This is a genomic window from Streptomyces viridifaciens, from assembly GCF_001888885.2.
Lineage (GTDB): Bacteria > Actinomycetota > Actinomycetes > Streptomycetales > Streptomycetaceae > Kitasatospora > Kitasatospora aureofaciens.
In genome coordinates, this window is sequence record NZ_CP090841.1 from 6,011,622 (window position 1) to 6,025,531 (window position 13,910).

At 71.2% G+C, this 13,910-nt stretch carries 12 protein-coding genes; all 12 read left to right on the plus strand.

Features of this window, described 5'->3' with window-relative positions; genetic code table 11:
• The first annotated feature begins 4 nt into the window (after nucleotides 1-4).
• The 12 genes from BOQ63_RS34295 to metK all read left to right on the plus strand — a co-directional run bounded on the left by BOQ63_RS34295 (nucleotide 5) and on the right by metK (nucleotide 13,880).
• Entirely contained in the window at nucleotides 5-997 is a 993-nt protein-coding gene (locus tag BOQ63_RS34295) for an aspartate carbamoyltransferase catalytic subunit (protein WP_030290261.1), read from the plus strand.
• A complete protein-coding gene (locus BOQ63_RS34300) occupies nucleotides 994-2,328 on the plus strand; it encodes a dihydroorotase (protein WP_223886116.1) in 1,335 nt (444 codons plus the stop codon). The genes BOQ63_RS34295 and BOQ63_RS34300 overlap by 4 nt, the downstream gene beginning before the upstream one ends.
• A complete protein-coding gene (locus BOQ63_RS34305) occupies nucleotides 2,328-2,894 on the plus strand; it encodes a PH-like domain-containing protein (protein WP_030290263.1) in 567 nt (188 codons plus the stop codon). Before BOQ63_RS34300 ends, BOQ63_RS34305 begins: the two co-directional genes overlap by 1 nt.
• Nucleotides 2,891-4,048 (plus strand): glutamine-hydrolyzing carbamoyl-phosphate synthase small subunit, encoded by a 1,158-nt coding sequence (carA, locus tag BOQ63_RS34310; RefSeq protein WP_072655520.1) that lies wholly within the window; start codon nucleotides 2,891-2,893, stop codon nucleotides 4,046-4,048. The genes BOQ63_RS34305 and carA overlap by 4 nt, the downstream gene beginning before the upstream one ends.
• The gene (gene carB / locus BOQ63_RS34315; protein WP_030553692.1) at nucleotides 4,041-7,349 is read left to right on the plus strand and encodes a carbamoyl-phosphate synthase large subunit; all 3,309 of its coding nucleotides are present in this window, start codon (nucleotides 4,041-4,043) and stop codon (nucleotides 7,347-7,349) included. Before carA ends, carB begins: the two co-directional genes overlap by 8 nt.
• A 140-nt stretch (nucleotides 7,350-7,489) precedes the next feature.
• Complete coding sequence (locus BOQ63_RS34320; RefSeq protein WP_033349888.1) at nucleotides 7,490-8,593, plus strand: quinone-dependent dihydroorotate dehydrogenase; 1,104 nt, start codon at nucleotides 7,490-7,492, stop codon at nucleotides 8,591-8,593.
• A gap of 65 nt (nucleotides 8,594-8,658) precedes the next feature.
• Nucleotides 8,659-9,492 (plus strand): orotidine-5'-phosphate decarboxylase, encoded by an 834-nt coding sequence (gene pyrF, locus BOQ63_RS34325; RefSeq protein ID WP_030553695.1) that lies wholly within the window; start codon nucleotides 8,659-8,661, stop codon nucleotides 9,490-9,492.
• Nucleotides 9,493-9,853: 361 nt separating this feature from the next.
• Entirely contained in the window at nucleotides 9,854-10,180 is a 327-nt protein-coding gene (mihF, locus tag BOQ63_RS34330; protein WP_030290269.1) for an integration host factor, actinobacterial type, read from the plus strand.
• Between the two features lie 49 nt (nucleotides 10,181-10,229).
• Complete coding sequence (gmk, locus tag BOQ63_RS34335) at nucleotides 10,230-10,787, plus strand: guanylate kinase (protein WP_030290272.1); 558 nt, start codon at nucleotides 10,230-10,232, stop codon at nucleotides 10,785-10,787.
• Nucleotides 10,788-10,824: 37 nt separating this feature from the next.
• A complete protein-coding gene (gene rpoZ, locus BOQ63_RS34340) occupies nucleotides 10,825-11,091 on the plus strand; it encodes a DNA-directed RNA polymerase subunit omega (RefSeq protein ID WP_030240625.1) in 267 nt (88 codons plus the stop codon).
• 200 nt (nucleotides 11,092-11,291) lie between these two features.
• Nucleotides 11,292-12,521 (plus strand): bifunctional phosphopantothenoylcysteine decarboxylase/phosphopantothenate--cysteine ligase CoaBC, encoded by a 1,230-nt coding sequence (gene coaBC / locus BOQ63_RS34345; protein WP_030290274.1) that lies wholly within the window; start codon nucleotides 11,292-11,294, stop codon nucleotides 12,519-12,521.
• Nucleotides 12,522-12,671: 150 nt separating this feature from the next.
• Entirely contained in the window at nucleotides 12,672-13,880 is a 1,209-nt protein-coding gene (metK, locus tag BOQ63_RS34350; protein ID WP_030290280.1) for a methionine adenosyltransferase, read from the plus strand.
• Nucleotides 13,881-13,910: the final 30 nt, after the last annotated feature.

Here is a 13,910-nt window from a genome sequence, read left to right on the forward strand (position 1 = left end):
CCGCGTGAAGCGCCACCTCGTCTCCGCCGCCGATCTCAGCCGCGACGACGCGCTGCTGATCCTGGACACCGCCGAGGAGCTGGCCCAGCTCTCCGGGCGGGCCGTCAAGAAGCTGCCCACGCTGCGCGGCCGCACCGTCGTCAACCTGTTCTTCGAGGACTCCACCCGCACCAAGACCTCCTTCGAGGTCGCCGAGAAGCGGCTGTCCGCAGACGTCATCAACTTCTCCGCCAAGGGCTCGTCGGTCTCCAAGGGCGAGAGCCTCAAGGACACCGCGCTGACCCTGCAGGCGATGGGGGCCGACGCGGTCGTCATCCGCCACCACGCCTCGGGCGCGCCGGCCCGGCTGGCCCAGTCCGACTGGCTGCACGGCAGTGTGATCAACGCCGGTGACGGCACCCACGAGCACCCCACCCAGGCGCTGCTCGACGCCTTCACCATGCGCCGCCACCTCAACGCCGGGGCCGGCAACGACCTGGCCGGTCGCCGGGTGACGATCGTCGGTGACGTCCTGCACAGTCGGGTCGCCCGCTCCAACGTGCACCTGCTGACCACCCTCGGCGCCCAGGTGACCTTCGTCGCCCCGCCGACCCTGCTGCCCATCGGCATCGAGAACTGGCCCTGCGAGGTCAGCTACGACCTGGACAGCGTCCTGCCCAAGACCGACGCCCTGATGATGCTGCGGGTGCAGCGCGAGCGGATGAACGCCGCGTTCTTCCCGACCGAGCGCGAGTACAGCCGCCGCTACGGGATGAACGGCATCCGGATGGCCCAGCTGCCCGAGCACGCCATCGTGATGCACCCCGGCCCGATGGTCCGCGGCATGGAGATCACCGCCGAGGTCGCCGACTCGCCGCGCTGCACCGTGGTCGAGCAGGTCGCCAACGGCGTCTCCGTCCGGATGGCCGTCCTGTACCTGCTGCTCGGGGGAGCCGTGTTCGCCGACGGCCCCGCCGACACCGCCCCCCGCACCGACTCCGTGGAGAACGCCCAGTGAACGAGCGCAGTGAGCGAACCAGCGACACGGTCAGCTACCTGATCCGCAACGCCAAGATCCTGGGCGGCGCCCCGCAGGACCTCCACCTCGCCGACGGCGTCATCCGGGCGATCGGCACCGGCCTGGCGGTCGAGGCCGACATCGAGATCGACGCCACCGGCATGATCGTCCTGCCCGGCCTGGTCGACCTGCACACCCACCTGCGCGAACCCGGCCGCGAGGACGCCGAGACCGTGCTCACCGGCACCCAGGCCGCGGCGATGGGCGGCTTCACCGCCGTGCACGCGATGGCCAACACCACCCCGGTGGCCGACACCGCCGGCGTGGTCGAGCAGGTCTGGCGGCTCGGCCAGGAGGCCGGCTACTGCGACGTGCAGCCGGTCGGCGCCGTCACCGTCGGCCTGGAGGGCAAGAAGCTCGCCGAGCTCGGCGCGATGCACGAGTCCGCCGCGAACGTCCGGGTCTTCTCCGACGACGGCAAGTGCGTGGACGACGCGGTGCTGATGCGCCGCGCCCTGGAGTACGTGAAGGCCTTCGACGGCGTCGTCGCCCAGCACGCCCAGGAGCCGCGGCTGACCGAGGGCGCCCAGATGAACGAGGGCCAGGTCTCCGGCGAGCTCGGGCTCGGCGGTTGGCCGGCCGTCGCCGAGGAGTCGATCATCGCCCGCGACGTGCTGCTCGCCGCGCACGTCGGCTCGCGGCTGCACGTCTGCCACCTCTCCACGGCCGGCTCGGTCGAGATCGTCCGCTGGGCCAAGTCCAAGGGCTGGGACGTCACCGCCGAGGTCACCCCGCACCACCTGCTGCTCACCGACGAGATGGTCCGCTCCTACGACCCGGTGTACAAGGTGAACCCGCCGCTGCGCACCGCCGAGGACGTCCAGGCGCTGCGCAAGGCGCTGGCCGACGGCACCATCGACGCCGTCGCCACCGACCACGCGCCGCACCCGGCCGAGGACAAGGACTGTGAGTGGGCCGTGGCCGCGATGGGCATGGTCGGCCTGGAGACCGCGCTGTCGGTCGTGCAGCAGACCATGGTCGACACCGGCCTGCTGAACTGGGAGGGCGTCGCGGACCGGATGTCCCACCGCCCGGCCCGGATCGGCCGTCTCAGCGGCCACGGCCGGCCGGTCTCGGTGGGTGAGCCCGCCAACCTGGTGCTCTTCGATCCCGCGTACCGTGGTGCCGTGAACCCCGACAGCTTCGCCACCCGCAGCCGCAACACCCCCTACAAGGGCATGGACCTGCCCGGACGGGTGCACGCCACGTTCCTGCGCGGGCGCGCCACCGTGTTGGCCGGCGAGCTGGCCGAGCAGGGCGGCCCGGAGTGATGGACTACGCCACGCTCGCCAGGGAGCAGGCGAAGGTCACCGACTGGCCGGCCTACATCGGCTGGTCGATCGGGCTGCTGATCATCATCGGCCTGGTCTACTGGCTGATGCGCCAGGGCTGGAACTGGCGGCGCACCCTGCAGTCCGGGATCCCCCCGCTACCCGCCGTGCCGGCCCGCGCCGGCCGGACCATCCTGGAGACCAGCGGGCGTTACCACGGCACCACCACCGCCGGGAACTGGCTCGACCGGGTCGTCGCGCACGGCCTGGGGACCCGCAGCCGGGCCGACCTGACCCTGGGCGAGGACGGCCTGCTGGTGCAGCGCCCCGGCGACGTCGACCTCTGGATCCCGGCCGAGCACCTGACCGGTGCCCGCACGGACTCCGGGATCGCCGGCAAGGTCGTCCCCGCCGGTCTGCTCGTCGTCACCTGGACGCACGAGGGCACCGAACTGGACTCCGGCTTCCGCGCCGACCACCCCGACGAGCACACCGCCTGGGTCGAGGCGATCACCCAGCTCGCAACACGTACGAAGACGAAGAAGACGGAAGAGGCCGCGCAATGACCGCACCTGCCCCCACCACGCAGCGCCAACGGCGGGAGCGCATCCCGGCCGTGCTCGTCCTGGAGGACGGCCGGACCTTCGGCGGCCAGGCCTACGGCGCGACCGGCGAGACCTTCGGCGAGGCGGTCTTCAACACCGGCATGTCCGGCTACCAGGAGACCCTGACCGACCCGTCGTACCACCGCCAGGTGGTCGTGATGACCGCCCCGCAGATCGGCAACACCGGCTGGAACGACGAGGACGACGAGTCCAAGCAGATCTGGGTCGCCGGCTACGTCGTGCGCGACCCCGCCCGGGTGGCGTCCAACTGGCGCTCCTGCCGCTCGCTGGACGAGGAGCTCGCCCGCCAGGGCATCGTCGGCATCAGCGGCATCGACACCCGCGCGCTGACCCGCCACCTGCGCGAGCGCGGTGCGATGCGCTGCGGCATCTTCTCCGGCGAGGCGCTGGCCGACCCGGCCGCCCTGCTCGCCCGGGTGCAGCAGTCGCCCGAGATGAAGGGCGCCGACCTGTGCGCCGAGGTGGCCACCACCGAGCCTTACGTCGTCCCCGCCGTCGGTGAGAAGAAGTTCACCGTCGCCGCGCTGGACCTCGGCATCAAGGCGATGACCCCGCAGCGGATGGCCGAGCGCGGCATCGAGGTGCACGTGCTGCCGGCCAACTCCACCCTGGAGGACGTCTACGCGGTCAACCCCGACGGCGTGTTCTTCTCCAACGGGCCGGGCGACCCGGCCACCGCCGACCACCAGGTCGCCGTCGCGCAGGGCGTGCTGGAGCGCCGCACCCCGTTCTTCGGGATCTGCTTCGGCAACCAGATCCTCGGCCGGGCCCTGGGCTTCGGCACCTACAAGCTCAAGTACGGCCACCGCGGCATCAACCAGCCGGTGCAGGACCGCACCACCGGCAAGGTCGAGGTGACCGCCCACAACCACGGCTTCGCCGTGAACGCGCCGCTGGACCAGGTGAGCGACACCCCCTACGGGCGGGTCGAGGTCTCCCACGTCTGCCTCAACGACGACGTGGTCGAGGGCCTCCAGGCACTCGACGTGCCCGCCTTCAGCGTGCAGTACCACCCCGAAGCGGCCGCCGGCCCGCACGACGCCGCCTACCTGTTCGACCGCTTCGTGAAGCTCATGGAGGGCCAGCGTGCCTAAGCGCACTGACATCAAGTCCGTCCTGGTGATCGGGTCCGGCCCGATCGTCATCGGCCAGGCCGCCGAGTTCGACTACTCCGGCACCCAGGCCTGCCGCGTTCTCAAGGCCGAGGGCCTGCGGGTCGTGCTGGTCAACTCCAACCCGGCCACGATCATGACCGACCCGGAGATCGCCGACGCCACCTACGTCGAGCCGATCACCCCCGAGTTCGTCGAGAGGATCATCGCCAAGGAGCGCCCCGACGCGCTGCTGCCGACCCTGGGCGGCCAGACCGCGCTCAACACCGCGATCTCGCTGCACGAGGCGGGCACGCTGGAGAAGTACGGCGTCGAGCTGATCGGCGCCGACGTCGTGGCGATCAACAAGGGCGAGGACCGCGACCTGTTCAAGGGCGTCGTCGAGGCCGTCAAGGCGAAGATCGGGTACGGCGAGTCCGCCCGCTCGGTCATCTGCCACACCATGGACGACGTGCTGGCCGGCGTCGACGAGCTCGGCGGCTACCCGGTCGTGGTGCGCCCCTCCTTCACCATGGGCGGCGCCGGCTCCGGCTTCGCGCACAACGAGGAGGACCTGCGCCGCATCGCCGGTCAGGGCCTGGCCCTCTCGCCGACCACCGAGGTGCTCCTGGAGGAGTCCATCCTCGGCTGGAAGGAGTACGAGCTGGAGCTGATGCGCGACAAGAACGACAACGTCGTGGTCGTCTGCTCGATCGAGAACTTCGACCCGATGGGCGTGCACACCGGTGACTCGATCACCGTCGCCCCGGCGATGACGCTCACCGACCGCGAGTACCAGATCCTGCGCGACATCGGCATCGCCGTCATCCGCGAGGTCGGCGTCGACACCGGCGGCTGCAACATCCAGTTCGCCGTCAACCCCGACGACGGCCGGGTCATCGTCATCGAGATGAACCCGCGCGTCTCCCGCTCCTCGGCGCTCGCCTCCAAGGCCACCGGCTTCCCGATCGCCAAGATCGCCGCCAAGCTGGCCGTCGGCTACACCCTGGACGAGATCCCCAACGACATCACCGAGGAGACCCCGGCCTCCTTCGAGCCGACCCTCGACTACGTCGTGGTCAAGGTGCCGCGGTTCGCGTTCGAGAAGTTCCCGAGCGCCGACGCGACGCTGACCACCACCATGAAGTCCGTCGGTGAGGCCATGGCGCTCGGCCGCAACTTCCCCGAGGCGCTGCAGAAGGCGCTGCGCTCGCTGGAGAAGAAGGGCTCCCAGTTCAGCTGGACCGGCCCGCTCGGTGACAAGGCCGAGCTGCTGGCCAAGGCTGTCGTGCCGACCGACGGCCGGATCAACACCGTGATGGACGCCATCCGGGCCGGCGCCACCCCGGAGGAGGTGTTCGAGGCCACCAAGATCGACCCGTGGTTCGTCGACCAGCTCTTCCTGCTGGACGAGATCGCCGGCGAGCTGGCCGAGGCCGACGAGCTCACCCCCGAGCTGCTGCGCCACGCCAAGCGGCACGGCTTCTCCGACCAGCAGATCGGCGAGATCCGCGGCCTGAAGCCGGACGTCGTCCGCGAGGTGCGCCACGCGCTCGGCATCCGCCCGGTCTTCAAGACCGTCGACACCTGCGCCGCCGAGTTCGCCGCCAAGACCCCGTACTTCTACTCCTCGTACGACGAGGAGAGCGAGGTCGCCCCGCGCACCAAGCCGGCCGTGGTCATCCTCGGCTCGGGCCCGAACCGCATCGGCCAGGGCATCGAGTTCGACTACTCCTGCGTGCACGCCTCCTTCGCGCTGGCCGACGCCGGGTACGAGACCGTCATGGTCAACTGCAACCCGGAGACCGTCTCCACCGACTACGACACCTCCGACCGGCTCTACTTCGAGCCGCTCACCCTGGAGGACGTGCTGGAGATCGTCCACGCCGAGCAGCAGGCCGGTCCGCTGGCGGGCGTGATCGTCCAGCTCGGCGGCCAGACCCCGCTGGGCCTGGCCCAGGCGCTCAAGGACAACGGCGTGCCGATCGTCGGCACTCAGCCCGAGGCGATCGACCTCGCCGAGGAGCGCGGCGCCTTCGGCCGCGTGCTGCGCGACGCCGGCCTGCCCGCCCCCAAGCACGGCACCGCCTTCTCCTTCGAGGAGGCCAAGGCGATCGCCGACGAGATCGGCTACCCGGTGCTCGCCCGCCCGTCCTACGTGCTCGGCGGCCGCGGCATGGAGATCGTCTACGACGAGGTCTCGCTCGCCTCCTACCTGGAGCGGCACGCCGGTCTGATCTCCGAGCACCCGGTGCTGATCGACCGCTTCCTGGACGACGCGGTGGAGATCGACGTCGACGCGCTCTACGACGGCACCGAGCTCTACCTCGGCGGCGTCATGGAGCACATCGAGGAGGCCGGCATCCACTCCGGCGACTCCGCCTGCGCGCTGCCCCCGATCACCCTCGGCGGCTACGACATCAAGCGCCTGCGCACCTCCACCGAGGCCATCGCGCGCGGTGTCGGCGTCCGCGGTCTGATCAACATCCAGTTCGCGCTGGCCGGGGACATCCTCTACGTGCTGGAGGCCAACCCGCGCGCCTCCCGCACCGTCCCGTTCACCTCCAAGGCGACCGCGGTGCCGCTGGCCAAGGCCGCCGCCCGGATCTCGCTCGGCGCCACCATCGCCGAGCTGCGCGCCGAGGGCCTGCTCCCGGCCGAGGGCGACGGCGGCACGCTGCCGGCCGACGCCCCGATCGCGGTCAAGGAGGCCGTGATGCCGTGGAGCCGCTTCCGCGACATCCACGGCCGCGGCGTGGACACCGTGCTCGGCCCGGAGATGCGCTCGACCGGCGAGGTCATGGGCATCGACAAGGTCTTCGGCACGGCGTACGCCAAGGCGCAGGCCGGCGCGTACGGCGCGCTGCCGACCCGGGGCAAGGTCTTCGTCTCGGTCGCCAACCGGGACAAGCGCAACCTGGTCTTCCCGGCCCGGGCGCTGGTCGGCCTCGGCTTCGAGGTGCTCGCCACCGCCGGCACCGCCGAGGTGCTGCACCGCGGCGGCATCCCGTCCACGCTGGTGCGCAAGCACAGCGAGGGCGAGGGCCCGAACGGCGAGAAGACGATCGTCCAGCTGATCCACGACGGCGAGGTCGACCTGATCATCAACACGCCGTACGGCACCGGCGGTCGCCTCGACGGCTACGAGATCCGCACCGCCGCGGTCTCCCGCGGGGTGCCGTGCCTGACCACCGTCCAGGCGATGGGCGCGGCCGTCCAGGGTATGGACGCGCTGCTGCGCGACGAGGTCGGAGTGATGTCGCTCCAGGAGCACGCCGAGCTGATCAACGCCGGCCGCAAGTAGCACCACCGCAGTGGGGGGCACCGGAGTCGAATTTGGTGCCCCCCACTCGTATGCCCGCCCGTCGCCCACCACCACCCTTCTGTCGACGGGCTGCGCCCGGGCCCTTAATTACGGTTCTCGCTGCGGGAGTTGACCCCACTTTGTACAAGCTTCTGTTCGATCTCGTCTTCAAGAGGATGGACCCGGAGAAGGCCCACCACCTCGCCTTCTTCTGGATCCGGCTCGCCTCCTCCGTCCCCGGCCTGCGCACCCTGGTGCGGCTGGTCCTCGCCCCGCGCGACCGGGCGCTGCGGACCCGGGCCCTCGGCCTGGACCTGCCCGGCCCGTTCGGCCTCGCCGCCGGCTTCGACAAGAACGGCGTCGGCATCGACGGCCTGGCGATGCTCGGCTTCGACTACGTCGAGATCGGCACCGTCACCGGGGAGCCCCAGCCCGGCAACCCGGCGCCCCGGCTGTTCCGCCTGGTCGAGGACCGCGCGCTGATCAACCGGATGGGCTTCAACAACCAGGGCTCGGCCCGGGTCGCGGCCCGGCTGGCCGCCCGCCCGCACACCAGCTCCACCCCGGTGATCGGCGTCAACATCGGCAAGACCAAGGTGGTCGAGGAGGCCGACGCCGTCGCCGACTACGTCAAGTCGACCGAGCGGCTGGCCAAGTACGCCGACTACCTGGTGGTCAACGTCAGCTCGCCGAACACCCCCGGGCTGCGCAACCTCCAGGCCGTCGACCACCTGCGCCCGCTGCTCGCCGCCGTCCGCGAGGCCGCCGACCGCACCACCGCGCACCGCGTGCCGCTGCTGGTCAAGATCGCCCCCGACCTGGCCGACGAGGACGTCGACGCGGTCGCCGACCTCGCCCTGGAGCTGGGCCTGGACGGCATCATCGCCACCAACACCACGATCGGCCGCGAGGGCCTGCGGGCCGACGCGAAGCGGGTCGAGGAGATCGGCATGGGCGGCCTGTCCGGCGCCCCGCTCAAGGCCCGGGCCCTGGAGGTGCTGCAGCGGCTGCGCGCCCGCACCGGGGGCCGGCTGACGCTGGTCTCGGTCGGCGGCGTGGAGACCGCCGAGGACGCCTGGCAGCGGATCATCCACGGCGCCGACCTCGTGCAGGGCTACAGCGCCTTCATCTACGAGGGCCCGTTCTGGTGCCGCCGGATCCACCGGGGCCTGTCCGCCCGGGTCCGCGCCGGGGGCTTCCGCGACCTCGCGGCGGCCGTCGGCAGCGCCGTCCGCGGCTCCTAGCCCCTGAACCGCCCGCACCGCCCGCACGACCTGCGGCATGCCCGCACGACCCTCGGAAGGACGACATGACCCTCGCCCCGTTCGGCGCCCGGTTGCGCCAGGCCCTCGACACCCGCGGCCAGCTCTGCGTCGGCATCGACCCGCACGCCTCCCTGCTCTCCGCCTGGGGCCTCGGCGACGACCTCGCCGGGCTGGAGACCTTCAGCCGCACCGTGGTGGAGGCCCTGGCCGACCGGGTGGCCGTGCTCAAGCCGCAGGCCGCCTTCTTCGAGCGCTTCGGCAGCAAGGGCGTCGCGGTGCTGGAGAAGAGCGTCGAGGAGGCCCGGGCGGCCGGCGCGCTCGTCCTGATGGACGCCAAGCGCGGTGACATCGGCTCCACCATGGCCGCCTACGCGGAGGCCTTCCTGTCGCCCGCCGGTCCGCTGTTCTCGGACGCCGTCACGGTCAGCCCGTACCTGGGCTTCGGCTCGCTGCGCCCGGCGCTGGACCTGGCCCGCGAGCAGGGCTGCGGGGTGTTCGCCCTGGCGCTCACCTCCAACCCGGAGGGCGCCGAGGTGCAGCGCGCCGTCGGCGCGGACGGCGAGCCGGTCGCGGCCTCGGTGCTGCGGCAGTTGGCGGCCGAGAACGCGGGCGCGGCGCCGCTGGGCTCCTTCGGCGCGGTGGTCGGCGCGACGCTGGCCGACGCGGGCGTGGACCTGGCCATCAACGGCCCGCTGCTGGCCCCCGGGATCGGCGCCCAGGGTGCGACCATGGCGGACCTGCCGCGGGTGTTCGGCGCCTCGGTCATCAACGTGGTGCCGAGCGTCAGCCGGGACGTGCTCAGGCACGGTCCGTCCGTGCCGGCCCTGCGGGAGGCGGCGGAGCGCTTCGTCGGGGAGTTCGCGGAAGCCGTCAAGTAGCGGAAGGCATCCGGCCGGTAGCCGCCCGGTGACCGTGCGCAGTGTCCGCAGGACGGCGGCGCGGCACCGGAGTTGACGTGAGCGCCGTCACATCGACGCCGTCAAAGTTTCGCAATCGCGGTCATTTTGCCCCGGAAAGTCCTGGTCGGCCGTGGCTGACCAGGACTTTTCGTGTTCTTTTCCTGACGTGGCGCCGCAATGCGGGTAGTGTCCGGCGATAGGTCATCGGCGAGCCGCGAACCCGTAGCTCCCGCAGGTCAGGGCCCTGTGGTTCCCCATTGGGCTCCTCTTGCGGACGGTGTCCTAGGTACCGAACCAGTCATAGCTCAATCCCTTCCTTCCATACCCTGAGGTGAACGGCGTGGCTCTTCCGCCCCTTACCCCTGAACAGCGCACCGCCGCGCTCGCCAAGGCCGCCGAGGCTCGCCGGGAGCGCGCCGAGGTCAAGAACCGGCTCAAGCACTCCGGCGCCTCCCTGCACGAGGTGATCAAGGCCGGCAAGAACGACAACGACGTCATCGGCAAGATGAAGGTGTCGGCCCTGCTGGAGTCCCTTCCGGGCGTCGGCAAGGTCCGTGCCAAGCAGATCATGGAGCGCCTCGGCATCAGCGAGAGCCGCCGTGTCCGCGGTCTCGGCACGAACCAGATCGCCTCCCTGGAGCGGGAGTTCGGCGGTGGCGCCGCCTGACCGTGCCCCCGTGGTCCCGGGATCGTCCGCGATCCGGGATAATCGGTGCATGAGTGAGCGTCCGCGGCTGACCGTGCTCTCCGGCCCCTCGGGGGTCGGCAAGAGCACGGTCGTCGCTCATATGAGGAAGATGCATCCCGAGGTCTGGCTCTCGGTGTCGGCCACCACCCGGCACCCGAGGCCGGGCGAGAAGAACGGGGTCCAGTACCACTTCGTCGACAACGACGAGTTCGACAAGCTGGTCGCCAACGGCGAGCTGCTGGAGTGGGCCGAGTTCGCCGGGAACCGCTACGGCACCCCGCGCGCGGCCGTGCTGGAGAAGCTGGAGCGCGGCGAGCCCGTCCTGCTGGAGATCGACCTGCAGGGCGCCCGCCAGGTGCGCGAGTCGATGCCGGAGGCCCAGCTGGTCTTCCTGGCCCCGCCGAGCTGGGACGAGCTGGTCCGCCGGCTGACCGGCCGCGGCACCGAGCCGCAGGACGTGATCAAGCGGCGGCTGGAGGCGGCCAAGGTCGAGCTCGCGGCCGAGCGCGAGTTCGACACGACCCTTGTCAACACCTCCGTCGAGCAGGTAGCGGCCGAACTGCTAGCCTTGCTCGGTGTAGCCTGACCTGCCAGTCTTTTCCACCCTTTCGGAAGGTTTTCGCGTGTCCTCTTCCATGACCGCGCCCGAGGGCATCATCAACCCGCCGATCGACGAGCTGCTTGAGGCCACCGACTCGAAGTACAGCCTCGTGATCTACGCCGCCAAGCGCGCGCGCCAGATCAACGCGTACTACTCCCAGCTCGGCGAGGGCCTGCTGGAGTACGTCGGCCCGCTGGTCGACACCCACGTGCACGAGAAGCCGCTGTCGATCGCGCTGCGCGAGATCAACGCGGGCATGCTGACGGCCGAGGCGATCGAGGCTGCCTGAGGCAGACCCGTACCTTCACCGGAGGGCCCGGCGGAATCATTCCGCCGGGCCCTCCGGTGTTCTGTGTCCGAGCTGCCGGGCCTGCGGTGTTCCGGGCCGGGGTCGCCGGGCCCTCCGGTGGTGTGCTGTGGGGCACGGTGCGGGTGGCAGCTGAGGGGTCGTAGGGTGGGCGGGTTCGAGCTGCGGAGAAAGGTCGGTAGATGAGCGCGAGTGCGGACGCCCCCCGCGTGGTCCTCGGCGTCAGCGGCGGGATCGCCGCCTACAAGGCGTGCGAGCTGCTGCGCCGGTTCACCGAGTCCGGCCACGAGGTCACCGTGGTGCCCACCGCGGCCGCGCTGCACTTCGTCGGCGAGGCCACCTGGGCCGCGCTGTCCGGCCGCCCGGCCGCCACCGAGACCTGGGAGGACGTGCACGAGGTGCCGCACGTGCGGATCGGGCGGCAGGCCGACCTGGTGGTGGTCGCCCCCGCCACCGCCGACCTGATGGCCAAGGCCGCCCACGGGCTCGCCGACGACCTGCTGACCAACACCCTGCTCACCGCCGGCTGCCCGGTCGTCCTGGCGCCCGCGATGCACACCGAGATGTGGGAGCACCCGGCCACCCGGGAGAACGTCGCCACGCTGCGCCGCCGGGGCGTGATCGTGCTGGAGCCGGCCGTCGGGCGGCTCACCGGCAAGGACACCGGCAAGGGGCGGCTGCCCGAGCCCGCCGCGATCTTCGACGCCTGCCGGGCCGTGCTGCGCCGCGGCGGGCCGGTGCCCACCGACCTGGCCGGGCGGCACGTGGTGATCTCGGCCGGCGGCACCCGGGAGCCGCTGGACCCGGTCCGCTTCCTCGGCAACCGCTCCTCCGGCAAGCAGGGGTACGCGCTCGCCGTGACCGCCGCGGCGCGCGGGGCGCGGGTGACCCTGCTCTCGGCCAACGCGGAGCTGCCCGATCCGGCCGGGGTGGACGTGGTGCACGTCTCGACCGCGCTGGAGCTGCGCGAGGCGGCGCTGAAGGCGGCCGAGGACGCGGACGCCGTGGTGATGGCCGCGGCGGTGGCGGACTTCCGGCCCGCCGAGTACGCGACCGGCAAGATCAAGAAGGTCGAGGGGGTCGAGCCGGCGCCCGTCGCGCTGGTCCGCAATCCCGACGTGCTGGCCGAGCTGTCGGCGCACCGCCCCCGTTCGGGTCAACTCGTGGTGGGTTTCGCGGCGGAGACCGACGACGTGCTCGCCAACGGCCGCGCCAAGCTCGCGCGCAAGGGCTGCGACCTGCTGGTGGTCAACGAGGTCGGCAACGGCAAGGCCTTCGGTCAGGACGTCAACGAGGCCGTGGTGCTCGGCTCGGACGGCAGTGAGACCCCCGTACCGGTGGGGCCGAAGGAGGCGCTCGCGGACGTTGTCTGGGATCTGGTCGCAAAGCGGTGGGAACCGGGTCGGAACTGATCGAGTCCCGATCGAGAACGCTCTTGATTTCCGGAAGCAGGTGACGTTCGACGGAACCAGCCGGTTAGACTCCAGGAATCAAGTCTTTCCGGATGTCCCCGGTTCGCCGGGGGCCTTCAGTCAGCAGCCGCTGCAACCCCAGGGAGCGCTGTGTCTCGCCGCCTGTTCACCTCGGAGTCCGTGACCGAGGGACACCCCGACAAGATCGCTGACCAGATCAGCGACACCATCCTTGACGCTCTCCTGCGGGAGGACCCGACGTCCCGGGTCGCCGTGGAGACGCTCATCACGACCGGCCAGGTGCACGTGGCCGGCGAGGTGACCACCAAGGCGTACGCGCCGATCGCCCAGCTCGTCCGGGACAAGATCCTGGAGATCGGTTATGACAGCTCCAAGAAGGGCTTCGACGGCGCCTCCTGTGGTGTCTCGGTGTCCATCGGTGCCCAGTCGCCCGACATCGCGCAGGGTGTCGACACCGCGTACGAGGCCCGGGTCGAGGGTGACGAGGACGACCTGGACAAGCAGGGTGCCGGCGACCAGGGCCTGATGTTCGGCTACGCGTCCGACGAGACGCCCGAGCTGATGCCGCTGCCGATCACCCTGGCGCACCGCCTCTCCCGCCGCCTCACCGAGGTCCGCAAGAACGGGACCATCCCGTACCTGCGCCCCGACGGCAAGACCCAGGTCACCATCGAGTACGACGGCGACAAGGCCGTCCGCCTCGACACGGTGGTCGTCTCCACCCAGCACGCCAGTGACATCGACCTGGAGTCGCTGCTGACCCCGGACATCCGCGAGTTCGTCGTGGAGCCGGAGCTGAAGGCGCTGGCCGAGCAGGGCATCAAGCTGAACACCGACGGCTACCGCCTGCTGGTCAACCCGACCGGCCGCTTCGAGATCGGCGGCCCGATGGGCGACGCCGGCCTCACCGGCCGCAAGATCATCATCGACACCTACGGCGGTATGGCCCGCCACGGTGGCGGCGCCTTCTCGGGCAAGGACCCGTCCAAGGTGGACCGCTCGGCCGCGTACGCGATGCGCTGGGTGGCGAAGAACATCGTCGCCGCCGGCCTCGCCAGCCGCGCCGAGGTGCAGGTCGCGTACGCGATCGGCAAGGCCGAGCCGGTCGGCCTGTTCGTGGAGACCTTCGGCACCGAGACCGTGCCGGTCCTCACCATCCAGAAGGCCGTCTCCGAGGTCTTCGACCTGCGTCCGGCCGCGATCATCCGCGACCTGGACCTGCTGCGCCCCATCTACTCCCAGACCGCCGCCTACGGCCACTTCGGCCGTGAGCTGCCGGACTTCACCTGGGAGCGCACCGACCGGGTCGAGCAGCTGAAGGCTGCCGTCCGGGACTGACCTGGTGTGTGAGCGGCGCCCACCCTTTCG

Coding starts and splice junctions, on each gene's coding strand:
- BOQ63_RS34305 (WP_030290263.1), top strand. CDS start 2,328: ATGGACTACGCCACGCTCGCCAGGGAGCAGGCGAAGGTCACCGACTGG.
- gmk (WP_030290272.1), top strand. CDS start 10,230: ATGAGTGAGCGTCCGCGGCTGACCGTGCTCTCCGGCCCCTCGGGGGTC.
- carA (WP_072655520.1), top strand. CDS start 2,891: ATGACCGCACCTGCCCCCACCACGCAGCGCCAACGGCGGGAGCGCATC.
- pyrF (WP_030553695.1), top strand. CDS start 8,659: ATGACCCTCGCCCCGTTCGGCGCCCGGTTGCGCCAGGCCCTCGACACC.
- coaBC (WP_030290274.1), top strand. CDS start 11,292: ATGAGCGCGAGTGCGGACGCCCCCCGCGTGGTCCTCGGCGTCAGCGGC.